This is a genomic window from Streptomyces griseiscabiei, from assembly GCF_020010925.1.
Lineage (GTDB): Bacteria > Actinomycetota > Actinomycetes > Streptomycetales > Streptomycetaceae > Streptomyces > Streptomyces griseiscabiei.
The window spans coordinates 203,367-225,011 of sequence record NZ_JAGJBZ010000002.1 but is presented as its reverse complement, the minus strand read 5'-3'; the positions used below and the strand labels follow the sequence as shown (position 1 = coordinate 225,011).

Genomic DNA, 21,645 nt, shown 5'->3' with positions numbered 1-21,645 from the left:
GCCGCGCCTCAGCTCCCCACGCCGGGAGAGCCCGATGGAGGCCCTTCGGCAGTCGATCCGGCGACGTCGGCACCGGCCGAACCGTCGCCGCCCAACGCCCCACCCTCACTCAAGCTCCCGACCGAAGCCGAGCCCGAGCCCGAATCCGAGCCCGAAGTCACGCGCGACCCCGACCCCGAAGCCACGGCGCCCGCACCAACACCAGCACCACCGCTCGAACTCACCCCGCCCGAAGGCGAATCCACGCCCGGACGCCATTCGCCCGGCACCGAACCCATCATCGCGCCGTCCACCGCCGCCGCGCCCGACTGCTGGGAATCCGCGAGCAGTTCACGAAACGCGGCGGCGACCGCCTCCGGATATTCCATCATCGCCACGTGCCCCGCGTCCGGCAGGGAGACGAGGCGGGAGTCACGGAAGGAGCGGGCCGCGCGCTGGGCCATGCGATAGCCGACGAGCTGGTCGCGGCGGCCGTAGACGAGAAGGGTCGGGGCGAGGACTCGCTCGGCCTGACGCCAGAGCGAGTGCTGGCCACCCAGCGTGTACGCGTCCACGAGCCCCCGGGCGGACCGCGTCAACGCGTCCCACATGTACGGCAGTTGAAGGCGCCGCTCCATCTCCTCGACGGCGTTGCGGAAGCCTTCGTCCGTGACGCGGCCGGGGTCGCCGTAACAGAGCGCCATGACGCCCCGCACCCGCTGCTCGGCGCTCCAGCCCTTGGTGAAACGGGTGAAGAGCGCCGACACGCCGGGCAGGGCGAGCATCCCGGTCGGCACGGCGGTCCGCTGCACGAAGAGTTCCGGCAGGGCGGGCGAGACGAGGGTCAGGGTGCGGACGAGGTCGGGGCGGAGCGCGGCGACACGGGTCGTGATGGCGCCGCCGAGGGAGTTGCCGAAGAGGTGCACGGGGCCGCGCCCGGCCGCGTCGAGGTGGCGGATGACCGCGCGCGCGTGGCCGGTGACGGAGTAGTTGCCGTCGTCCGGGGGCGGCGAGTCGCCGAAGCCGGGGAGGTCGAGCGCCTCGCCGTCCACGAGTTCGTCGAGCAGGGGCATCAGCGCCGACCAGTTCTGCGAGGAACCGCCCAGGCCGTGCACGTACAGGGCGGGCGGCAGCCCCTCGCGCGCCGGCGGTCTCGACCGTACCGACAGGGTGATCCCCGGCAGCCGGACCGACCTCAGCCGCTCACCGGGCGCCACGCGCACGGCACTCGCCTTCGGCGACGCGGTGGCGGTCAGCAGGGACGGCAGCTCGGTCGAAGACATGCGGGCAATGTTACGAGACGATCACGCAGTGGCTCATGTGTTCGCCGTCACAGACCAGGGAGTAAATCGGCCATCCGGCACGGGACGCCGGAGACGAGGAGAGCCGCCACCGCCGGGCCGCGCCGGACCACGGCGGAGCACACCGGACCACGGCGGAGCACCGCGGAGCACGCGGACCGCGTAGCGCCGCGATCGCCCGTCTCCTAGGCTCGTAAGCAGGGAATCCAGGCTCGCGCACAGGGCATCCGGGCCCATGGAGAGGGAACCCGTACGGGGGCCCCGCACCGCCGGGCGAGGAACCGGCGGCATCGGGGCAGCACCAGGAAGGGGAACCCACGATGGCCGTTGACCCGTCCGACCCCGACACCTTCGCCGAGGAGGACTCCGTGGAGTTCGACGACGTCGAGGCCCCCGAGGCCGATGCCGCCGAGCAGCACACCGACATCGCCCGGAACAGGGACGACCCCTTGACCGAGGCCGACCCGGACGCCGCCAACGAGGCGGACCTGGCGGAACAGGCCCGGGTGGTCTCCCTGGACGAGGACGACTACCGATAACCCGAGCCTCACCTGGGACGACGACCGGTGACGAGAAAGGGCTTCCTTCTGCCCGCCATGCCCCTGTTTGACAGGGTCCGCGGCACTTTCCCCGGCGTCCGGTCCGTGAAATTCTGCGCTCGCACCGCGCACACCCGGGTTACCGAAAAGTACGATGGCGGCGCGGCGCTCACCGCATGTGGACGATTTTGGGAGGCGGCGTGACAGCCATCGAGCAGACAGAGGCGGCGCGCCCGCGGGGCACACGCCTGCCGCGCCGAGCCCGACGGAACCAGTTGCTGGGCGCCGCCCAGGAAGTCTTCGTGGCCCAGGGCTACCACTCGGCCGCGATGGACGACATCGCCGAACGCGCCGGAGTCAGCAAGCCGGTGCTCTACCAGCACTTTCCCGGCAAGCTCGACCTGTATCTGGCCCTGCTGGACCAGCACTGCGAGTCCCTCATCCAGGCCGTGCGCAGCGCCCTCGCGTCGACGACCGACAACAAGCAGCGTGTGCGGGCCACGATGGACGCCTACTTCGCGTACGTCGAGGACGAGGGCGGCGCCTTCCGGCTGGTCTTCGAGTCGGACCTGACGAACGAGCCCGCCGTGCGCGAGCGCGTCGACAAGGTCACCAACGAGTGCGCCGAGGCCATCTGCGACGTGATCGCGGAGGACACCGGTCTCTCGCGCCCGGAGTCGATGCTTCTCGCCTCCGGCCTGGGCGGTCTCTCCCAGGTGGTGGCGCGGTCCTGGCTGCACAGCGACCGCAGCGTCCCGCGCGAACAGGCGGTCCAGCTGCTGGCCTCGCTGGCCTGGCGCGGTATCGCCGGCTTCCCCCTGCACGGTATCGACCAGCACTGACCGATCGGCACCCGACCGCGGCGCCGATCGCTGGTCGGAGGATTTGTTCCCGGCCGCTGTTCGCTCCTGGCGTTCTCATGCGGAGCGTGTACGTCCCCTCACCGGGCTAATGTGTGCTGCGTACGGCGCGGAAGCCCGCGCATTTCACTGACCGTCGGAGGGACATAGCCGTGGAGGTCAAGATCGGCGTGCAGCACGCGCCCCGCGAGATCGTTCTGGAGAGCGGTCAGAGTGCCGAGGAGGTCGAGCGTGCCGTTGCCGAGGCGCTGACCGGCAAGTCGGCGCTGCTGAGCCTCACGGACGAGCACGGCCGCAAGGTGCTGATCCCGGCCGACCGTCTCGCCTACATCGACATCGGCGAGCCGACCGTCCGCAAGGTGGGCTTCAGCGCGCTGTAGTCAGCGGTGGTCGAAGGCACACGAGGTGTACGGAGGGGCCCGGTGGTGTGAGACCACCGGGCCCCTCCGTATGCCCGCTCCCTGCCCGTCCCCTGTCAGCTCCTCGTCGCCCGCAAGGGCCGCCGGGTCCCGAAGCGCACAGAGCCACCACATCTCATGCACAGACGATGATTGCGTTCCTTGACTCGCGGGTAGTACCGCCTACGACCGATTTGCCCAGGCCAGGCCGTGCGGGAGGGAACCCGATCATGTTCTTGGAAGCACTCGGATCCGCACTCCTCGGCTTCGCCCTGGCCTGTGCCGCGGCCTACCGCCTGCCGCACCGCCTGCCGACGCGCACCCTGGTGCTCCCGACCGGCACCGCGGGCGGCCTCTTCGGCGCCTTCCTGACCCACACGGCACTGGGCTCCGGGAACTACCTGCTGATCCTCGTCGGCGCGCTGATCGTCGCCGCGGCCTCCCTGTCCCTGCTCCTGCGCCCGACGGAGCGATTTCGACGCAGCAGCTCCGCGACGGCCTGAGGAAGGCCCTCCGACGGCGGCGAAGCCGTCCGTCGAGGGTCGCGGGGAACGGCGCGACCAGCCACACCGAAGCCCGCGCCCGCCCGATCGCGGTTCGTCCCACGGCGACCGGCCGTAGGCGGTGTCCGCGAAGCCCCGGCTCAGGCCGCCAGGCCCAGCGCGGCCATCCGCTTGGTGTGTGCCTCGGTGATCCGCGAGAACATCCGCCCCACCTCGGCCAGATCGAAACCGTCGGCGACACCTCCGACGAGCATCGTGGACAGGGCGTCCCGGTCGGCCACCACCCGCTGCGACTGCGACAGCGCCTCGCCCATCAACCGCCGTGCCCACAGCGCCAGTCGGCCCCCCACCCGCGGGTCCTCGTCGATCGCGGCGCGCACCTTCTCCACCGCGAACCCGGCGTGCCCCGTGTCGTCGAGCACGGCGAGCACGAGCCCGCGGGTGTCCGAGTCGAGGTGCGCCGCGACCTCGCGGTAGAAGTCACTGGCGATCGAGTCGCCGACGTAGGCCTTGACGAGCCCCTCCAGCCAGTCCGACGGCGCGGTCTGCCGGTGGAAGCCGTCGAGCGCGTCGACGAACGGCTCCATGGCCCGCGTCGGTTCCTCACCGATCTCGGTGAGCCGCCCGGCGAGCCTCTCGAAGTGGTGGAACTCGGCCGCCGCCATCTTCGCCAGCTCCGCCTTGTCGACGAGGGTCGGCGCCAGCTTCGCGTCCTCCGCGAGCCGTTCGAACGCCGCCAGTTCCCCGTACGCCAGCGCCCCCAGCAGATCCACCACCGCCGCGCGGTACTGCGGGTCGGCGGAGGCGCGGGCCCAGTCCTGGGCGGCGATCCCGGTGACCTCGGCGGTGTCGGCGGCGGACTCGCCGCCGGTGGCGTTCTCAGGCTTGTCAGACGTGGTCATGAAGCGCACAATAGCCCGCTTCGCGCAACGCGGAAGGGCCTGGTCACGCAGTGCGCCCCCAGCGCACGATTCGGCGCGTGATTCGATGTGACGACGACTACGTGACCAAATCGGCCATCGCATATGCGCGATTCCGGGGTATGGTGGTAATGCGCCTGCTGGTACGTCGACATAGTTCGGACGTAGTTCGATCGCTCGACCGTATCTCGACAGGCCGCACGCATGAGGATGCCCGGTCGGTGGCCCGATCGGCTCCGACCCGACAGCCCTCCTTTTCCGTACGGCACATCGCGTACGGCGTCCGGAGGGAACCCCTCAGCGGTATGAGCGCTAGAGCGTCGGCAGTGGTCCCGTGCCACACGGCCCGCCCGTGAGGCGGCCGACGTCCCCCGGCACGGTCCGACACGACCCCCGCGCTCGCCTCACACCGCGTACACAGAAGAGGCAGCACCCTGACTACGACTTTCCGAGATCTCGGAATCTTTCCCGAGACCGCCGAGGCGCTTGAGGCCGTCGGCATCATCAACCCCTTCCCCATCCAGGAGATGACGCTCCCGGTCGCCCTCACCGGCACCGACGTCATCGGCCAGGCCAAGACCGGCACCGGCAAGACGCTGGGCTTCGGCCTCCCGCTCCTCGAGCGCGTCGTCGTCCCCGCCGACGTCGAGGCCGGCCGCGCCAAGCCCGAGGACCTCGTCGACTCGCCGCAGGCGCTCGTCGTCGTCCCGACGCGCGAGTTGTGCACCCAGGTCACCAACGACCTGCTGACCGCCGGCAAGGTACGCAACGTCCGCGTCACCGCGATCTACGGCGGCCGGGCCTACGAGCCCCAGGTCGAGGCCCTCAAGAAGGGCGTGGACGTCGTCATCGGCACCCCCGGGCGGCTCCTCGACCTCGCGGGCCAGAAGAAGCTGAACCTGAAGCACGTCAAGTGCCTGGTGCTCGACGAGGCCGACGAGATGCTCGACCTGGGCTTCCTGCCCGACGTCGAGAAGATCATCAACATGCTTCCGGCCCGCCGCCAGACGATGCTGTTCTCGGCGACCATGCCGGGCGCGGTCATCGGTCTCGCCCGCCGCTACATGTCCCAGCCGACGCACATCCGCGCCACGGCCCCGGACGACGAGGGCGCGACGGTCCGCAACACCTCGCAGCACATCTACCGCGCGCACAACATGGACAAGCCCGAGCTGGTCGCGCGCATACTGCAGGCCGACGGCCGGGGACTGGCCATGGTCTTCTGCCGCACCAAGCGCACGGCCGCCGACCTCGCCGACCAGCTCAAGCAGCGGGGCTTCGCCTCCGGCGCGGTCCACGGCGACCTCGGCCAGGGCGCCCGCGAGCAGGCGCTGCGCGCCTTCCGCAACGGCAAGGTGGACGTCCTCGTCTGCACCGACGTCGCGGCCCGCGGCATCGACGTCGAGGGTGTCACCCACGTCATCAACTACCAGTCCCCCGAGGACGAGAAGACGTACCTGCACCGCATCGGCCGTACGGGCCGCGCGGGTGCCAAGGGCATCGCGATCACCCTCGTCGACTGGGACGACATCCCGCGCTGGCAGCTCATCAACAAGGCGCTGGACCTCGGGTTCAACGACCCGCCGGAGACGTACTCCACGTCCCCGCACCTGTTCGAGGAGCTGAGCATCCCGGCGGGCACGAAGGGTGTCCTGCCGCGCTCCGAGCGCACCCGGGCCGGGCTGGACGCGGAGGAGCTGGAAGACCTCGGCGAGCCGGGCGGGCGCGGTCCGCGCGGGCGCGGCGGTCGCGGCAGTGGCGGTGGCAGTGGTTCCTCCGGCCCCTCGACCGCCGAGCGCGAGCGTGAGCGCCCGGCGCGTACGCCGCGCAGGCGCCGCCGTACGCGCGGTGGGGCCACGCTCGACGGGGTCTCCCCCGAGGCCGCGGCGGTCACCGAGCCGTCGGCGTCCGCGCCCTCCGCGCAGCCGTCGGGCACCGACTCCGCCGAGTCCGAGTCCCGTACGCCGCGCCGTCGCCGTCGTACCCGCGCCGGGGTGAACCCCGGCGCCGAGGCCGCGGTCGAGACGGTGGAGGCAGTGGAGAGCACGCCGGCCGCGCGGGCCGAGGCCGTGGTCGAGAGCGTCTCGGGTACGCCCACGAGCGCGCCGGTGGATGCGCCTGCCGAGTCGGTCGAGGAGGCGGCCAAGCCGCGTCGTCGTCGGACCCGCAAGTCGGTGGAGGCCGTTGAGTCCGCCGCCGTCGCCGAGGTCGCGCCGAGCGCGGAAGCCGCGGTCGACACGGCCGAGGGCACGGTCGGCGCCGAGCCGGTCGCCGAGGCCGCGGCCAAGCCGCGTCGGCGTACGCGCAAGGTCGCGGCGCCCGTCGAGGCCGCGCCCGTCGAGACCGTGGTCGAGGAAGCCGTCGCCGAAGAGGCACCGGCCAAGCCCCGGCGCCGGACCCGCAAGGCCGCCGAAGCCGTGGTCGAGGCCGTGGACAGCACCGAGACCGCCGTGGACACCGCCGAGGCCGCCAAGCCCCGCCGGCGCACCCGGAAGGCCGCCGCGGCTCCGGCCGAGGTCGTGGTCGAGGCTGTCGCCGAGGAGGCCGCGGTCGCGCCTCGCCGGCGGACGCGGAAGGCCGCCGCCGTGGCGCCTGCCGCCGAGGTCGCGGTCGACACGGCTGAGGAAGCGGGTGCCAAGGCCGTCGCCGAAGAGGCACCGGCCAAGCCGCGTCGGCGTACGCGCAAGGCCGCGGCGCCCGTCGAGGCCGCGCCCGTCGAGACCGTGGTCGAGGAAGCCGTCGCCGAAGAGGCACCGGCCAAGCCACGACGTCGGACCCGCAAGGCCACCGAAGCCGTTGTCGAGGACGTAGACACCGCCGAGGCCGCCAAGCCCCGCCGGCGCACCCGGAAGGCCGCGGCTCCGGCCGAGGCCGGGGTTCCGGCTCAGCCGACGGAGGAGCAGGCCACGAAGCCGCGGCGGACGCGGAAGGCCGCGGTTGCGGCTGTCGTGGAGGACGGTGGGGCTGAGGCTCCGGCGCCTCGGCGGCGGACGCGGAAGGCTGTGGCTGCCGTGGAGGGCACGGAGGGCTGAGGCGATTCTGCCGAGTAAAGGTCCGGTTTCCCTTCGGGGGGCCGGGCCTTCGGCGTTGGCAGGGGGTTTCTCGCCCCCGCCGCCCCTACCCGTCCCTCCCCAGGGGCTGCGCCCCTTCGACCCCCTCTTCGCGCTCCGCGCGGGGGTGGTGGGTATGTGCGGGTTCGGTGGGGGCTGGTCACGAAATTCCCCGCGCCCCTGAAGGGCAGGGGCTGCGCCCCTTGCTTTTGATCTTGAGGGGCCTCGTCCACCCGCACCCGACAACGGCGTGGCGTGGCGGTTACCCTCCACCCATGAGTCGTCCGCCTAGCTTCACCCCGCCGCCCGGTGCTCGGGCCCATCGTCTGCGTACCCCGCGGGGCGAGTTCGCCGTGATCGAGGCGGGGGTGGCGGTGAAGGGGACTGTGCTGCTGGTGCCGGGGTTCACCGGGAGCAAGGAGGACTTCATCGCGTTGCACGAGCCGTTGGCCGAGGCGGGGTATCGGTCGGTGGCGGTGGACGGGCGGGGGCAGTACGAGAGCCCGGGGGCCGAGGACGACGAAGCGCCCTACGCGCAGGCCGAGTTGGCGAGGGATCTGCTCGCCCAGGCGGAGGCCGTGCGGGACGGCGGCCCGCTGCACCTCGTCGGCCACTCCCTCGGCGGCCAGATCTCCCGCGCCGCCCTGCTGCTGGACTCCTCCCCTGTCGCCTGCCCCTTCGCCTCGCTCACCCTGATGGCCTCGGGGCCCGCCCAGATCTCGGTGGGCCAGCGGGAGCGCGTGAAGCTGTTGCGGGACGCGCTGGCCGTGATGGACATGGAGCAGGTCTGGGACGCCATCCAGGCGATGGAGGCGCCCGAGCCGGAGGAGGCCGAGACGGGCGCCCTCGACGAGGGCCTGGACGACCGTGACGACCTGCGTCGCCGCTGGCTCGCCACCAGCCCGGCCCAGCTCATCGCCACCGGCCGCCAGCTCTGCGCGGAACCCGACCGTGTCGCCGAACTCGCCGCCGTGGACCTGCCCAAGCACGTCCTGTCAGGTGAGCGCGACGACACCTGGCCGATCCCGCTCCTCGACGACATGGCCGTACGGCTGCGGGCCCACCGCACCGTCGTCCGCGACGCCGAGCACTCCCCCAACACCGACCAGCCGAAGGCGACGGCCGACGCCCTCATCGGTTTCTGGGACCGGATCGCCCGCTGAGCGGCGGCAGCGAACCCCGGGGGCCCCAGCGCGCCTAGTACTGCGCGCGCAAGTGCTCCCAGAACCCGTCCCGCAGCGCCCGCCTCAGGTCCGCCTGCCCCCGCAGCGAGTACTGGAGCAGTCCCTCCGCCTCGACGAGCAGGTCCTGGTCGACGGAGCCGGGCAGATACGGGTGGCCGTGGAGCAGTTCCTGCAAGGTCTCCCGGCCCCGGGAGGCGAGCCACTTCGCGGCGATCTGGGCGCCGACGAAGCGGACGTCCTCGCGGGTGGGGCGGGTGCCGGTGGGGGCGTCGTAGGAGGCGGCGGCCCGCCGCGACACGTACGGCTTGAAGAAGTCGAGGTCGAAGGTCCGCTGGCTGTCGACCTCCCAGAGCAGCGGCTCGGCCTGGTTGCGGCCCTCGGGGGCCTCGATGCCCCACAGGTGGACCCTCGCCCCGTACCCCTGCGCGGCCTCGACCGCCGAGACCAGGTCCTCGTCGCCGCCGATCAGGGCCGCGTCGCTGATCGCGCGGTGCCGGGCCAGTGACTCCAGGTCGGTGCGGATGAGGGAGTCGACGCCCTTCTGCTGGTTGTTGGCGTTGAGATTGCCGAGCCGCACCTTCACGTCCGGCAGCTCGGCGATCGACTGCTGTTCCGCCGTGTGGATGCGGCGCCGGGCCCCGTCGTACCAGTAGACCCGCAGCAGCCGGCTGTCCGCGAAGATCGTGCGCGCCTTGTCGATCAGGGCGTCGATGAGCCCCTCGGCGTCCAGGTCGAAGGACCGCCGGTCCTCCGTCCCCGCCGCGAGCCGTCCCACGGCCGCGTACAGGTACCCCGCATCGACGAAGATCGCGTGTGTCGAGGGTGTCTTCGCCACCTCGGCGAGCATGCGGTGCAGCAGCTCGTTCGTACGGTCGATGCGGGCGCCGAGCGCCGTGAGGTCGTCGTTCATCGCGTCCATTGTCCCGGCGGTCACGCTGCGAACACAACCGGTCCCAATCAGTCTTCCTGCCTGTCGGTAGACATACCCGCCCCACCACTTACCGGCTAGTAATTAGCTTCTCGAAAATTTTCCTTAGCGTAAGGAATGTTTGTCACACGCATACCGTTGATTCCTCATGGAACACGGGCACCGATGACCCGCGAACCACCACCAGTAGTTCTCCTCAGGAGGATGACCAGACGAAGGGAGAAGCCCTTGCGCTTCGAAATCCTGCGACTCGACGACGTCAGCGGCACACCCGTGGACAGCACCGTCGTGGACGCCGCCTCCGTCAACCGGATCGTGCAGCAGGCCGCCGCCATCGGGCAGCGCCTGTGGATCCGCCCGGCCGACGTGACCGCCTCATAGGACGCGGGTCCGTTCACACTTCGGAGCCCCGTACGGCATCGGTGCCGTACGGGGCTCTGCTATGCAGCCTGTACGACCTGGGTGACGCCGTTGATGATCTGCTGCACGGCGATCGCGGAGAGCATCATGCCCGCGAGCCGGGTCACCAGGACCACACCGCCGTCCTTGATGACCCGGATGATCAGCAGCGAGTACCGCATCGTCAGCCACAGCACGACGTGGATCGCCAGGATCGCGGCCCACACCGAGACCTGGCCGGCCATGCCGTCCGCCTTCTGCACCGCCAGGATCACCGACACGATGGCGCCGGGACCGGCCAGCAGCGGCATCCCGAGCGGGACGAGCGCGACGTTCACGTCCTTCGTCTGCTTCGGCTCGTCCGTCTTGCCGGTCAGCAGATCCAGCGCGATCAGCAGGAGCAGCAGTCCACCCGCGATCATCAGCGCCGGGACGGACACATGCAGGTAGTCGAGGATCTGGTGGCCCAGCAGCCCGAAGACCGTGATCACACCACCGGCCACACAGACGGCCTGGAACGCCATCCGCTTCTGGGTGCGGGCGGGCCGCCCGGCGGTGAGGCCGAGGAAGATCGGGGTGATCCCCGGGGGATCCATGATCACGAAGAGGGTGAGGAAGAGGGAACCGAAGACGGCGAGATCGAACACGAGGGTGCCTTGCGAGGGAGGGGAGAAGGGCGAGGGAAAGGGGCGGCCGGAGGCCGCCGGGGGCGTACCGCCGCCGAGGGAGCGGCCGGAGAGCGCTAGCGGGCCCCGCCGGTTCCCGGGACGGGGAACGCCCCGGTGGCCCGGCGCGTGATCTCCCCGTACACCTCGGGGTCGGTCGTGTACTCGCCGAGGACGCAGGTCTTGCGGCTGCCGTGGTAGTCGGAGGAGCCCGTGGTGAGCAGCCCCAGTTCCTTCGCGAGGCCGCGCAGCCGTGCCCGGGTCGCCGGGTCGTGCTCCATGTGGTCGACCTCGATGCCGTCGAGCCCGGCGGCGGCCAGTTCGGCGACGGCGGACTCCGGTACGGTCCGGCCGCGCTTGGCGGCGGCGGGGTGGGCGAAGACCGCGACACCCCCGGCGGCCTTGATCAGCCGGATCGCCTCGAAGGGGTCGGTCTCGTGCTTCTCGACATACGCACGGCCGCCGTCGGCGAGCCACTGCTCGGTGAAGGCGTCGCCGACGGTCGGCACGACGCCGAGCTCGACGAGGGCGGTGGCCACATGCGGGCGGCCCACGGAACCGCCGGCGGCGATGCGCGCGACCTGGTCCCAGGTGACCGGCACCCCCAGCTCGTTCAGCTTGACGATCATCCCCTGGGCCCGCGGCACCCGGTCGTCCCGGACCAGCTCGCGCTCGGCGAGCAGCTCGGACTCCTCGGGGTCGAACAGATAGGCGAGCATATGCATGCTGACGCCGTCGAGACGGCACGACAGCTCGGCGCCGGTGACCAGCGTGAGCCCCTCCGGCAGCGCGGCGATCGCCTCGGCGTGCCCGCGCGTCGTGTCGTGGTCGGTCAGCGCGACGACGTCCAGACCGGCCGCGCCCGCCTTCCGCACCAGCTCGGCGGGGGTGTCCGTACCGTCGGAGGCCGTGGAGTGGCAGTGCAGATCGATACGCACGACTCGGACTCCAGGCGCGGACGGGAAAGGGAAGCGGACGCTCAAGGATAGCGCCCTTTCGGACTACTCCTGTCACACCCGAAACCCCTGGGTGCCCCCTACAGCAGGCGCACGAACGGTGGGCCTCAGCCGTCCCACCCCCTGGCCACCAAACCACCGAGCCACCAAGCGCCCTACGGCTCCAGGTGCGCTACGACTCCTTGCGCCCTAAGGCTCCAGGATCCGCGGCGACAGCGCCCCGCACGGCAGCAGCTCCACCTCCGCCCCCGCGTCCCGCAGATCCGTCAGCACCAGCTCGTCGTACATCAGCAGGCCGGTCTGCTCGGGCCAGACGATGGCCCACAGCCACAGCCCGAGTGCCTCCCCCGCGAAGACCGCGCGGTCGTCCGGTGTGCCGGTGACATGCCAGAGCGGTGTCGGCCGGCCGGCGGCGAGCACCTTCGCCTGGGGTGGTTTCTCGACGCTCAGATACGGCCCGGGATCGGGCCCGTCGATGCCCGCGTACCGCGAGCCGAGGCCGACACCGAGCTCCTCCGCGATGAGGACGAGTTCTCCGACGCCCCCGAGCGGGCCGGGTCCGGAACAGGCGACGGCGGTGGCACGTCCGCCGCTGCGGTCGTCCCCGGCGAAGGCGGCGCCCGTGAACAGCCAGCCCACGGGCAGCGGCCACGGCATCCAGACCGGCACCTTGGCACGGTGCACGACGACGCTGAGGGCCTCGACGCTGGGCGGGATCACGGGCTGCAGCGGGTGCACCGTCCCGTGCGCGGTGCACTGCCAGGAGTCGGCAAAGAGGCCGGGAGCCCTGACCCGGCCACCACACTTCGGGCAACTGGGTTCGCCCCTCATAGGGCCCAACGGTCCTCCCCGTGGTTCCTCGCGTCAAGGACGATCACCCGTCCGGCGTGTGCGCGTCACATTCCGCGCACGAACCGCACACGAACGCCGGCCCCGGACGGCGGACGGCCCCTCGGACCGACCAAGGGAATCAACTGCCCACACAGCCAAGGGAAGCGGTGGTTTTCGGCCACCTCGCGAGCCGCCTCCGGTCACGTACGGCGTGCCGTCCGTCACACGAGGAAGCCGGTGCCGGGGTGGCCGGTCAGTCCAGGGAGGCCGATCTGCGGGCGGGGTCGCGGAGGTCCGTCCCCTGGGTGAGCCAGCGCTCCTGGAGGGCCTGGGCGCCGTGCACGCGCTTCCAGGCGGCCTCGTTGGCGGTCATCGGGAGGAGCGGCAGGAACCGTACGGGGTCGGCGGGGGCGTCGAGTTCGAGGTCCTCGACGAGGCCGCCGGACTCGGCGACGAGGACGGAGGTGAAGGGGGCGCCGGGCCACAGCGGCGCGCCCACGTCGAGGGAGGCTCCAGGGGCCACGACCACGCCCTCGACCTGCGGTGACGCGGCGAGCACGGCGAGCGGGCGGAGCACCTTGTCGGTGTCGGCGAGGCCGTGCCGCACGGACAGGACGAGTTCGGCGCGGGGGCCCGCGACGGGGTCGGCGAGGGTCGCGGTGGGATCGGCCATCGGCTGGGCGGACATGCCGAGCGTGGCGTAGCGGACGACGTCGCCGTCGGTGAAACGGAGCACCTCGAAGCGGTCCGTGCCCAGGAAGGTGACCGCGGCGCGCGCGTCCGGTTCGCCCAGCGCGGTGCGCAAACGGGCCTCCACCAACGGAAGAACATCAGCCATGGAGCGAGCATAGAACTCGTCAGGAACCGGCAAACGGGCGCCTTGACACTTCAGCCGACTGTTAGTCTGGGCCGCCGGTCGGGACAGCACGCGTGCGGCACACAGAAGCCTCGCACCCAAGGCTTCTCATTCCTTGCTTCTCACGCCTTCGCGTCCCGGACCGAGAAGACTGACTCCCCTACGGGGAACCCCGGATGGGGTATGGAACGTCCCTTACGGGGGACCGGCCGGAGGAGGTGGGGCTGCGATGGACCGAAGTCGGCCTGGCAGTACTACCCGCTCTTCCGCGCACCGAGTTCCGTAGCTCTTGTCGTAGCCGTATTTCTCGCTCCGCTGGCTGCCGCCCTCACTCGCGTCGTGCCGCTCGTCGGTCGTCGCGCATCGGAAGAGCACTTCTTTCCCGTCTTGATCCCCGTCTTGATCTGAATCAAGCGCATCTGAATCAAGCGAAGCTGTCACCGCGACGGTGCGGTGCTCCCCGCTTTGTGGACGTGCCAAACATCCGTAGTCAAAACGTCCTCATTCCGGGTAGTTCCAACCGTCGTCGGCGGCCTTTCGTTGCGAAGGAGCCCGCTCATGTCGATGATCCACAACCTGCGTGCCGCAGTTCGCCCGTCCCGCCCCTCGCGTCTGTCGCTGCGCAAGGACGGCGGCGTGTACGACGCCACGCGCCCGGCGGAGGCGGTCACGGCCGTCGTGGACTGCGCCGTCTACCGCGACGGGGCGCGGGTCGCGTTCGAGCGCCATCTGACCCCGCACGAGGCGATCCGTCAGGTGCGCCGGGACGGCGGCTTCGTCTGGATCGGTCTGCACGAGCCGTCGGAGGCCGAATTCGCCGGTATCGCCGCCGAGTTCGGGCTGCACCCGCTGGCCGTGGAGGACGCTGTGCACGCGCACCAGCGGCCGAAGCTGGAGCGCTACGACGACACGCTGTTCACCGTCTTCAAGACCATCCACTACGTCGAGCACGACGAACTCACCGCCACCAGCGAGGTCGTGGAGTCCGGCGAGGTCATGTGCTTCACCGGGCGGGACTTCTTCATCACCGTCCGGCACGGCGGGCAGGGTTCGCTCAGGGCGCTGCGTCACCGGCTGCAGGACGACCCGGAGTTGCTCGCCAAGGGCCCCTCGGCCGTGCTGCACGCCATCGCCGACCACGTCGTGGACGGGTACGTGGCCGTCGCCGACGCCGTGCAGGACGACATCGACGAGGTGGAGACGGAGGTGTTCTCCCCCGGGCGCAAGGGCACGCCGCGGGGCACCGACGCCGGCCGGATCTACCAACTCAAGCGCGAGGTCATGGAGTTCAAGCGCGCGGTGCTGCCGCTCGTGCGGCCCATGCAGCTGCTGAGCGAGCGGCCGATGCGGCTGATCGACCCGGACATCCAGAAGTACTTCCGTGACGTCGCCGACCACCTCGCCCGCGTGCAGGAGCAGGTCGTCGGCTTCGACGAACTCCTCAACTCGATCCTCCAGGCGAACCTGGCGCAGGCCTCCGTCGCGCAGAACGAGGACATGCGCAAGATCACCTCGTGGGCGGCCATCATCGCCGTCCCGACGATGGTGTGCGGCGTCTACGGCATGAACTTCGACTACATGCCGGAGACGCACTGGAAGTACGGCTACCCGGTGGTCCTCGGCGTCACGGTCGCGCTCTGCCTCGGCATCCACCGGACGCTGAAGCGGAACGGGTGGCTGTAGGCCCGCGGGGCGTGCCGTGGGGGCGCCGTTAGGCTGCCCCCATGACCGCCGACTCGCCGGGCGCCGACGCGCTGACCGCCGACGCCCTGTTCGATCAGGCCCTCGTCGAAGAGGCCACCAAGAAGTCCGGGCTCGTCTGGGTGCGGGGGCAGGGTGCCGCGTCGCGCGCCCTGTGGCACGTCTGGCACGAGGGCGCGGCGTGTGTGGTCGGCGACGGGCCCGGGGAGCAGCCGTTGCCGGAGCTGATCGACGGGGGCTCGGCGGTGGTGACCGTCCGCAGCAAGGACAAGGGCGGGCGGCTGGTCAGCTGGGCCGCGGACGTCGTCGAACTGGCCCCCGGATCCGCCGAGTGGGAAACCGTCGTGGCCGAGCTGAAGGGCAAGCGCCTCAACGCCCCCGACGGTGAGGCGATGCCGGCCCGCTGGGCCCGCGAGTGCCGGGTGCTCCGTCTGAGGCCGACGGGATCGACCCTGCCGCTGCCCGACGGCGACCTCGCGGAGGCCCCGCTCCCCACGCCCGCGACGACCCGTCAACCGATCCCGGCGGCCGTACCGCGCCTCCTCTTCGGCCGCCGCAGGCGAGAGCGCTGAGGACCGGTCCCCGGGCGTGGCCGACCGACGCCGGGCAGCCGCCCCTCCCAGTACGGCCGGAGCGCGCACGGCGCGTCCCGGCCCTGTGACACCTATGACGTAGGCAGCTGCTTGCCGTAGTCCACCACCGACTTCTCGTCCGGTTCCTCCAGGGTGAAGTCCTTGCCCCAGTCGGTGAGGAGGATGGTTCCGGCGTCGCCGGCGCGGACGAGGCGGAGGGGGTAGGGGGTGCCTTCGAGGGAGACGTCGAGGGTGCCGCCGGAGCCCTTGTCGCCGGTGATGCGGATGGTGCGGGTGCCGGACTGCTCGTGGTGGCCGTCGGTGGACAGCGTGCCGTGCAGGGTGAGAAGGCTGTTGAGGAGGACGTCCTTGTCGGTGAAGCCGCTGAAGCGCTTGTAGGCCGGATCGCCGGTCGGCACCTTCACGTACATGCCGTCGAGCTTGTCCGCCGCTGCCGCCTCGGAGTCCTCGTCGCCGTCGTCCTTCCCCGAGTCCTGGTGGTCCCAGAAGTCCTTGTCGGCCTTGAGGAAGAGGTGCTCGTCGACCTTCAGCAGCCGGAAGGTCGAACCCTCCACCGTCACCGAACCCGTGCCGCCGTCCTCCTTCAGGCGCATGTCCAGCTTGTAGGTCTTGCCGCTGGTCACCACGGCCCCGGACAGCCGGACCGTGTCCGCCGCCGTGGCCGCCGCCCTGGTGGTGCTCTGGATCTTCGCGGGCTCCAGCTTGCCGACCCCGTTCGTCCCCTCGTTGGGATCCTCGGCGCATCCGGTGAGCCCCAGCCCGCTCGCCACGAGGGTGCAGACGGCGCTCACCAGTGCGGCCCTTCGGGTACGGGGAATCACAGTCACAGGCGATGCACCTCTTCGTGGGGAGTCCAGGCGTACCGCAGAGTACCGGGGGTCCCGGCCCGCCTCGGAGCCAGTCCGTCCGCACCGCTCACCAGGGCATATCCGATCGGGACGGGCTAGCCTGAAGCCCTCCTCGGCGGACAATCCCCTCGCGACGGGAAGGAAAGGGGCGGCTCATGGCGGCGGTGGCGCCCCGGATCTTCGTCTCCCACCTCTCCGGCGTCGCCGTCTTCGACCCCAACGGCGACCAGGTGGGCCGCGTCCGCGACCTGGTGGCCATCCTGCGGGTGGGACGCAAACCGCCGCGCCTGCTCGGTCTGGTCGTCGAACTGTCCACCCGCCGCCGGATCTTCCTGCCCATGACCCGGGTCACCGGCATCGAGTCCGGCCAGGTCATCACCACCGGCGTCCTGAACGTGCGCCGGTTCGAACAGCGGCCCACCGAGCGGCTGGTCGTCGGCGAACTGCTGGACCGGCGCGTGACCCTCGTCGAGACCGGCGAGGAGGTGTCCGTCCTCGACATCTCGGTGCAGCAGCTGCCGGCCCGCCGGGACTGGGAGATCGACCGGGTGTTCGTCCGCAAGGGCAAGGGCGGAGCCTTCCGGCGGCACAAGGGCGAGACGCTGACCGTGGAGTGGTCGGCGGTCACCGGGTTCTCGCTGGAGGAGCACGGGCAGGGCGCCGAGAACCTCCTCGCCACCTTCGAGCAGCTCCGCCCGGCCGACCTCGCCAATGTGCTGCACCACCTCTCCCCCAAGCGCCGGGCCGAGGTCGCCGCCGCCCTCGACGACGACCGGCTCGCCGACGTCCTGGAGGAGCTGCCCGAGGACGACCAGATCGAGATCCTCGGCAAGCTCAAGGAGGAGCGGGCCGCCGACGTCCTGGAGGCCATGGACCCGGACGACGCCGCCGACCTCCTCGCCGAGCTACCGGAGGAGGAGCAGGAACGCCTGCTGACACTGATGCAGCCGGACGACGCGGCGGACGTACGGCGGCTCATGGCGTACGAGGAGAAGACGGCCGGCGGTCTGATGACCACCGAGCCGATCGTGCTGCGCCCGGACGCGACCGTCGCCGACGCGCTCGCCCGGGTCCGCAACGCCGACCTGTCCCCCGCGCTCGCCGCCCAGGTGTACGTGTGCCGGCCGCCCGACGAGACCCCGACGGGCAAGTACCTCGGCACGGTGCACTTCCAGCGGCTGCTGCGGGACCCGCCGTACACGCTGGTCAGCTCGATCCTCGACGACAGCCTCCAGCCGCTGGACCCGGAGGCCGCGCTGCGGGCCGTCGCCGGGTTCTTCGCGACGTACGACATGGTCGCGGCGCCCGTGGTCGACGAGAGCGGGTCGCTGCTGGGCGCGGTGACCGTGGACGACGTCCTGGACCACATGCTGCCCGAGGACTGGCGGGAGACGGAGTTCCATCTGCACGAGGACGACGGCGTGACCGACGACGAGGGGGCCGCCGATGATCTCTGAGCGGAACAAGCGCGAAGGGCGCGACGGGCGCCCCGGAGGGCGCACGCCGGGGCGGGAACGGGCCCACTCCAGCGCGGGCGTACGCGAGCGCGCACCGTCGTCCTCCGGGTCGCCCGCGCGGGAGCGCACGCTCGCCGGAGCCACCGCCCGCCCGCGTACACGGCTCGACCAGCCGCTGCCGCGCCGGGCGAGGCTGCTGCCCGAGTGGGATCCGGAGGCCTTCGGACGGCTCTCGGAGCGGATCGCCCGGTTCCTGGGGACCGGCACGTTCCTCGTCTGGATGACCGTCGTGATCATCCTGTGGGTGGTGTGGAACGTCTCCGCCCCGCGCGACCTGCGCTTCGACACCTACCCCTTCATCTTCCTGACCCTGATGCTCTCCCTGCAGGCCTCGTACGCCGCCCCCCTGATCCTGCTCGCGCAGAACCGCCAGGACGACCGCGACCGGGTCAACCTCGAACAGGACCGCAAGCAGAACGAGCGGTCGATCGCCGACACCGAGTATCTGACCCGGGAGATCGCCGCGCTGCGGATCGGTCTCGGCGAGGTCGCCACCCGCGACTGGCTGCGCTCGGAGCTCCATGACCTGGTCAGGGAGCTGCAGGAGCACGACGGCGAGGGGCCGCGCGCGGTGCGGACCGTATTCCCGTCGGAGCACCCGCGCGGACGTGACATGGGCGACCGCTGACGGGGCTCCCAGGGGCCCCGCGGGTCGCCGTACCATCGACCCTATGGCTACGGAAGACGCGGTGCGCGAAGCACTGTCGACGGTGAACGACCCCGAGATCAACCGCCCCATCACCGAACTCGGGATGGTCAAGTCGGTGGAGATCGGTGCGGACGGAGCGGTCGCGGTCGCGGTGTACCTGACCGTCTCCGGCTGCCCCATGCGCGACACGATCACCCAGCGCGTGACCGACGCGGTCGCGGCCGTCGAGGGTGTCACCCGCGTCGACGTCGAGCTGGACGTCATGAGCGACGAGCAGCGCAAGGAACTGGCGGGCGCCCTGCGCGGCGGCCAGGCCGAGCGCGAGGTCCCGTTCGCCAAGCCCGGCTCCCTCACGCGCGTGTACGCCGTCGCCTCCGGCAAGGGCGGTGTCGGCAAGTCCTCGGTGACGGTGAACCTGGCGGCGGCCATGGCCGCCGACGGCCTCAAGGTCGGTGTCGTCGACGCCGACATCTACGGCCACTCCGTGCCCCGCATGCTGGGCGCCGACGGCCTCCCCACCCAGGTCGAGAACATGATCATGCCGCCGTCCGCGAACGGCGTGAAGGTCATCTCGATCGGTATGTTCACCCCGGGCAACACCCCGGTCGTCTGGCGCGGCCCGATGCTGCACCGGGCGCTGCAGCAGTTCCTCTCGGACGTCTACTGGGGCGACCTGGACGTCCTGCTCCTCGACCTCCCGCCGGGCACGGGCGACATCGCCATCTCGGTGGCCCAGCTGGTCCCGAACGCCGAGATCCTCGTCGTGACGACCCCTCAGCAGGCGGCGGCCGAGGTCGCCGAGCGCGCCGGGTCCATCGCCGTGCAGACCCACCAGAAGATCGTCGGTGTCGTCGAGAACATGGCGGGCCTGCCCTGCCCGCACTGCGACGAGATGGTCGACGTCTTCGGCACGGGCGGCGGCCAGACCGTCGCCGACGGCCTCACCCGCACCACCGGCGCCACCGTCCCGGTCCTCGGCTCCATCCCGATCGACGTCCGCCTCCGCGAGGGCGGCGACGACGGCCGCCCGGTCGTCCTCTCCGACCCCGACTCCCCCGCCGGCTCCGCCCTGCGCGCCATCGCGGGCAAGCTGGGAGGCCGCCAGCGCGGCCTGTCGGGCATGAGCCTGGGAATCACCCCGAGGAACAAGTTCTAGGGCTGCTCCAGGGCGCCTGCCGAAGCCAGGGGCGGCCCCGGAAGGGGCGCGGGGAACTGCGCGGCAAGCCACGACGAGCCCGCAGTCCCCGAACCACCGGAGCCCCCACCGCGAAGAAGGGCACCGCAGCACAACGCAGCGGTGCCCTTTCCCCTATGCGTACGCCTCGATGTCCTTGACCACGGCGAAGCCAAGACCGTACGCGCTCATCCCACGCCCGTACGCCCCCACGTGCACCCCTTCCGAGGTGGACCCGGCGAGCACCCACCCGAACTCGGACTCGCGGTAGTGGAACGGCGTGGGAACCCCGTCCACGGGCAGGGACAGCGTCGACCAGTCCTCGCCGGCGAGGTCGTCCGCCAGCACCCACGCCGCCTCGGTCTGCTGGTCCAGCCAGTCGTCCCGCAGGGAGTGGTCCAGCTGTCCGGGCCAGGTGAAGGACAGCAGCCCCACACCCGCGAGCCACGCCGCCGAGGAGACCGACGTGGCCTCCAGCAGCCCCGTACCGTCGGCGCTGCGCCGGGACGGGTTCGCCGCGACGGTCACCACGACCGCGAACCGCTCCTTGGTCTCGTCGTCCGACCCGGCGGTGTACTCGTTGCGCACCGAGGGCTCGTCGCCGTGTCCGATCGAACCGTGCTCGACGGCTCCTTCCGCCGACGTACCGACCTGCATCAGCCAGCGCGGTCCCGTGAAGGCCTCGTCGAGGCCGTACCAGGGGAAGGGCGCCAGCAGATAGCCGTCGACCGTGCGGCGGGCGGAGGGGACCTGTTGTCCGCCCTCCGCGGCCGACGCCTGCGCGCCTACCCGACTCGTCGTCTCCATGTGCCCGGACGCCTCCTCGCTCTCGACGGACCGGAGCGGCCGCCCGCCCCCCTCGGGCGTCGTCGCTCGCTCTCCTACGGTCCGCACAACAACTGGGCAGCATAGCCACAGCTCTCCGAGCAGCAGGGAAAGCGCCCGGCGCGTGGGACGGCGTACGGGCGGCTTCGGGCCGTACGAGGGGGTGTCACGGTATGAATCGCATCACGTCCGAGGGAGCGGCGACACACGGGCGTACGGCACGAAAGGGCAGGCCGGAAGCGGTACGGACGCCTCGCGGGCGCACGACGGCAGCACACGCGGCGGCCGGGCGCCCGGTGCGGGCGTACGACTCAGGTGGCGTCCATGTCGTACGGCGGACGCTCGTCCCGCTCGGGCTTCTTGGTCATGTCGATGGTTCCGCCGGACGAGCCGGACCCGGGACCCTCGGAGCCGGACCCGATGGCGGCGGTGGAAGAGGACGACGACGAGGACGCCGACTCGGACTCGCGGCCGTGGACCGCGTCCGTCAGCTCGGCCATCTCCTTCTTCAGGTCGAAGCCGTTGCGGATCTCCTTCAGCCCCAGCTCGTCGTTGTCCAGCTGCTTGCGGATGAACGTCTTGGGGTTGAGGTCCTCGAAGTCGAAGTCCTTGAACTCCGGTCCCAGTTCACTGCGGATGTCCGCCTTGGCGCTGTCCGAGAACTCGCGGATCTTGCGGATGGTCCGCGTGATGTCCTGGATCACCTTCGGGAGCTTGTCCGGACCGAAGACGAGCACGGCGAGGACGACGAGCGTCACCACCTCGAGCGCACCTATGTCATTGAACACCTGAAGCTCCTTGCGATGTCCTCGGTCCCGATCCTCGGGCCTCGGCAGGTCTTCCGTGGTCCGGGCCGGATCCACGGTACCCGGCGATCCCGTCGAACCGGTACCGTCGGACGGCTCCGGACCGCACCCCGGCGAAGGGTTTTCCCAGCTGTTTGCCTGACAGGAGGGGGTGCGGGCCCCC

The 21,645-nt window shown here is 71.3% G+C and carries 22 protein-coding genes; 12 read left to right on the top strand and 10 right to left on the bottom strand.

Annotation, left to right across the window (positions count from 1 at the left end):
- Window positions 1–8: 8 nt before the first annotated feature.
- The gene (locus tag J8M51_RS18585) at window positions 9–1,262 is read right to left on the bottom strand and encodes an alpha/beta fold hydrolase (protein WP_086752262.1); all 1,254 of its coding nucleotides are present in this window, start codon (window positions 1,260–1,262) and stop codon (window positions 9–11) included.
- 338 nt (window positions 1,263–1,600) lie between these two features.
- Between J8M51_RS18585 and J8M51_RS18580 the strand changes: the two genes are divergently transcribed.
- The 4 genes from J8M51_RS18580 (at window position 1,601) to J8M51_RS18565 (ending at window position 3,580) form a co-directional block, all read left to right on the top strand.
- On the top strand, window positions 1,601–1,819 hold the full coding sequence (locus tag J8M51_RS18580; RefSeq protein WP_086752263.1) for a hypothetical protein: 219 nt from the start codon (window positions 1,601–1,603) through the stop codon (window positions 1,817–1,819).
- A 200-nt stretch (window positions 1,820–2,019) separates the two neighbouring features.
- Window positions 2,020–2,661 (top strand): TetR/AcrR family transcriptional regulator, encoded by a 642-nt coding sequence (locus tag J8M51_RS18575; protein WP_086752265.1) that lies wholly within the window; start codon window positions 2,020–2,022, stop codon window positions 2,659–2,661.
- Window positions 2,662–2,831: 170 nt separating this feature from the next.
- Window positions 2,832–3,059 (top strand): DUF3107 domain-containing protein, encoded by a 228-nt coding sequence (locus J8M51_RS18570; protein WP_045559085.1) that lies wholly within the window; start codon window positions 2,832–2,834, stop codon window positions 3,057–3,059.
- Window positions 3,060–3,307: 248 nt separating this feature from the next.
- Window positions 3,308–3,580 carry a hypothetical protein gene (locus tag J8M51_RS18565; RefSeq protein ID WP_086752266.1) on the top strand — a complete coding sequence of 91 codons (273 nt, stop codon included), beginning with the start codon at window positions 3,308–3,310 and terminating at the stop codon, window positions 3,578–3,580.
- Between the two features lie 140 nt (window positions 3,581–3,720).
- Here the strand turns inward: J8M51_RS18565 and J8M51_RS18560 are convergent, their stop codons facing one another.
- A complete protein-coding gene (locus tag J8M51_RS18560; RefSeq protein WP_086752268.1) occupies window positions 3,721–4,491 on the bottom strand; it encodes a ferritin-like fold-containing protein in 771 nt (256 codons plus the stop codon).
- A gap of 536 nt (window positions 4,492–5,027) precedes the next feature.
- Between J8M51_RS18560 and J8M51_RS18555 the strand changes: the two genes are divergently transcribed.
- Both J8M51_RS18555 and J8M51_RS18550 read left to right on the top strand, forming a co-directional pair.
- Window positions 5,028–7,532: a DEAD/DEAH box helicase gene (locus tag J8M51_RS18555; protein WP_267299321.1), complete on the top strand. Its 2,505-nt coding sequence runs from the start codon at window positions 5,028–5,030 to the stop codon at window positions 7,530–7,532.
- A gap of 293 nt (window positions 7,533–7,825) precedes the next feature.
- Window positions 7,826–8,713, top strand: a complete 888-nt coding sequence (locus J8M51_RS18550) for an alpha/beta fold hydrolase (protein WP_086755395.1) — start codon at window positions 7,826–7,828, stop codon at window positions 8,711–8,713.
- 34 nt (window positions 8,714–8,747) lie between these two features.
- Here the strand turns inward: J8M51_RS18550 and J8M51_RS18545 are convergent, their stop codons facing one another.
- Window positions 8,748–9,653 (bottom strand): NYN domain-containing protein, encoded by a 906-nt coding sequence (locus J8M51_RS18545; protein ID WP_179203062.1) that lies wholly within the window; start codon window positions 9,651–9,653, stop codon window positions 8,748–8,750.
- A gap of 237 nt (window positions 9,654–9,890) precedes the next feature.
- Between J8M51_RS18545 and J8M51_RS18540 the strand changes: the two genes are divergently transcribed.
- The gene (locus tag J8M51_RS18540) at window positions 9,891–10,043 is read left to right on the top strand and encodes a hypothetical protein (protein WP_086755393.1); all 153 of its coding nucleotides are present in this window, start codon (window positions 9,891–9,893) and stop codon (window positions 10,041–10,043) included.
- Window positions 10,044–10,102: 59 nt separating this feature from the next.
- Here J8M51_RS18540 and J8M51_RS18535 read toward each other — a convergent pair whose 3' ends face one another.
- The 4 genes from J8M51_RS18535 to J8M51_RS18520 all read right to left on the bottom strand — a co-directional run bounded on the left by J8M51_RS18535 (window position 10,103) and on the right by J8M51_RS18520 (window position 13,351).
- Window positions 10,103–10,708, bottom strand: a complete 606-nt coding sequence (locus J8M51_RS18535) for a MarC family protein (RefSeq protein WP_086755392.1) — start codon at window positions 10,706–10,708, stop codon at window positions 10,103–10,105.
- A 95-nt stretch (window positions 10,709–10,803) separates the two neighbouring features.
- Window positions 10,804–11,664, bottom strand: a complete 861-nt coding sequence (locus tag J8M51_RS18530; protein ID WP_086755391.1) for a PHP domain-containing protein — start codon at window positions 11,662–11,664, stop codon at window positions 10,804–10,806.
- Between the two features lie 207 nt (window positions 11,665–11,871).
- The gene (locus J8M51_RS18525) at window positions 11,872–12,513 is read right to left on the bottom strand and encodes a DUF6758 family protein (protein ID WP_086755390.1); all 642 of its coding nucleotides are present in this window, start codon (window positions 12,511–12,513) and stop codon (window positions 11,872–11,874) included.
- 253 nt (window positions 12,514–12,766) lie between these two features.
- Window positions 12,767–13,351 carry a suppressor of fused domain protein gene (locus J8M51_RS18520; RefSeq protein ID WP_086755389.1) on the bottom strand — a complete coding sequence of 195 codons (585 nt, stop codon included), beginning with the start codon at window positions 13,349–13,351 and terminating at the stop codon, window positions 12,767–12,769.
- Between the two features lie 576 nt (window positions 13,352–13,927).
- Between J8M51_RS18520 and J8M51_RS18515 the strand changes: the two genes are divergently transcribed.
- Complete coding sequence (locus tag J8M51_RS18515; protein ID WP_086755388.1) at window positions 13,928–15,052, top strand: magnesium and cobalt transport protein CorA; 1,125 nt, start codon at window positions 13,928–13,930, stop codon at window positions 15,050–15,052.
- 41 nt (window positions 15,053–15,093) lie between these two features.
- On the top strand, window positions 15,094–15,642 hold the full coding sequence (locus J8M51_RS18510) for a hypothetical protein (RefSeq protein ID WP_398856408.1): 549 nt from the start codon (window positions 15,094–15,096) through the stop codon (window positions 15,640–15,642).
- 92 nt (window positions 15,643–15,734) lie between these two features.
- On the opposite strand, the gene J8M51_RS18505 is transcribed toward J8M51_RS18510, so the two are convergent.
- Window positions 15,735–16,490 (bottom strand): hypothetical protein, encoded by a 756-nt coding sequence (locus tag J8M51_RS18505; RefSeq protein WP_086755387.1) that lies wholly within the window; start codon window positions 16,488–16,490, stop codon window positions 15,735–15,737.
- A 176-nt stretch (window positions 16,491–16,666) separates the two neighbouring features.
- Here J8M51_RS18505 and J8M51_RS18500 point away from each other — a divergent pair, with 176 nt between their 5' ends.
- From J8M51_RS18500 to J8M51_RS18490, 3 genes are read left to right on the top strand one after another with little or no spacing between them, the layout of a single operon-like run.
- Window positions 16,667–17,968 (top strand): magnesium transporter MgtE N-terminal domain-containing protein, encoded by a 1,302-nt coding sequence (locus J8M51_RS18500; RefSeq protein WP_086755386.1) that lies wholly within the window; start codon window positions 16,667–16,669, stop codon window positions 17,966–17,968.
- Complete coding sequence (locus J8M51_RS18495; RefSeq protein WP_086755385.1) at window positions 17,958–18,656, top strand: DUF1003 domain-containing protein; 699 nt, start codon at window positions 17,958–17,960, stop codon at window positions 18,654–18,656. Before J8M51_RS18500 ends, J8M51_RS18495 begins: the two co-directional genes overlap by 11 nt.
- Window positions 18,657–18,699: 43 nt before the next feature.
- Entirely contained in the window at window positions 18,700–19,833 is a 1,134-nt protein-coding gene (locus J8M51_RS18490; protein ID WP_086755384.1) for an Mrp/NBP35 family ATP-binding protein, read from the top strand.
- 153 nt (window positions 19,834–19,986) lie between these two features.
- On the opposite strand, the gene J8M51_RS18485 is transcribed toward J8M51_RS18490, so the two are convergent.
- Together J8M51_RS18485 and J8M51_RS18480 are read right to left on the bottom strand one after the other, a co-directional pair.
- Window positions 19,987–20,658 (bottom strand): hypothetical protein, encoded by a 672-nt coding sequence (locus J8M51_RS18485; protein ID WP_179203061.1) that lies wholly within the window; start codon window positions 20,656–20,658, stop codon window positions 19,987–19,989.
- Between the two features lie 329 nt (window positions 20,659–20,987).
- Entirely contained in the window at window positions 20,988–21,464 is a 477-nt protein-coding gene (locus J8M51_RS18480) for a sec-independent translocase (RefSeq protein WP_086755382.1), read from the bottom strand.
- Window positions 21,465–21,645 lie beyond the last annotated feature (181 nt).

What these genes read in the sequence shown, in the direction of transcription:
- J8M51_RS18580 (WP_086752263.1), top strand. Translation starts at nt 1,601, where the DNA reads ATGGCCGTTGACCCGTCCGACCCCGACACCTTCGCCGAGGAGGACTCC.
- J8M51_RS18515 (WP_086755388.1), top strand. Translation starts at nt 13,928, where the DNA reads ATGTCGATGATCCACAACCTGCGTGCCGCAGTTCGCCCGTCCCGCCCC.
- J8M51_RS18555 (WP_267299321.1), top strand. Translation starts at nt 5,028, where the DNA reads ATGACGCTCCCGGTCGCCCTCACCGGCACCGACGTCATCGGCCAGGCC.
- J8M51_RS18490 (WP_086755384.1), top strand. Translation starts at nt 18,700, where the DNA reads ATGGCTACGGAAGACGCGGTGCGCGAAGCACTGTCGACGGTGAACGAC.
- J8M51_RS18565 (WP_086752266.1), top strand. Translation starts at nt 3,308, where the DNA reads ATGTTCTTGGAAGCACTCGGATCCGCACTCCTCGGCTTCGCCCTGGCC.
- J8M51_RS18525 (WP_086755390.1), bottom strand. Translation starts at nt 12,513, where the DNA reads ATGAGGGGCGAACCCAGTTGCCCGAAGTGTGGTGGCCGGGTCAGGGCT.
- J8M51_RS18550 (WP_086755395.1), top strand. Translation starts at nt 7,826, where the DNA reads ATGAGTCGTCCGCCTAGCTTCACCCCGCCGCCCGGTGCTCGGGCCCAT.
- J8M51_RS18545 (WP_179203062.1), bottom strand. Translation starts at nt 9,653, where the DNA reads ATGGACGCGATGAACGACGACCTCACGGCGCTCGGCGCCCGCATCGAC.
- J8M51_RS18585 (WP_086752262.1), bottom strand. Translation starts at nt 1,262, where the DNA reads ATGTCTTCGACCGAGCTGCCGTCCCTGCTGACCGCCACCGCGTCGCCG.
- J8M51_RS18495 (WP_086755385.1), top strand. Translation starts at nt 17,958, where the DNA reads ATGATCTCTGAGCGGAACAAGCGCGAAGGGCGCGACGGGCGCCCCGGA.
- J8M51_RS18510 (WP_398856408.1), top strand. Translation starts at nt 15,094, where the DNA reads ATGACCGCCGACTCGCCGGGCGCCGACGCGCTGACCGCCGACGCCCTG.
- J8M51_RS18485 (WP_179203061.1), bottom strand. Translation starts at nt 20,658, where the DNA reads ATGGAGACGACGAGTCGGGTAGGCGCGCAGGCGTCGGCCGCGGAGGGC.
- J8M51_RS18520 (WP_086755389.1), bottom strand. Translation starts at nt 13,351, where the DNA reads ATGGCTGATGTTCTTCCGTTGGTGGAGGCCCGTTTGCGCACCGCGCTG.
- J8M51_RS18500 (WP_086755386.1), top strand. Translation starts at nt 16,667, where the DNA reads ATGGCGGCGGTGGCGCCCCGGATCTTCGTCTCCCACCTCTCCGGCGTC.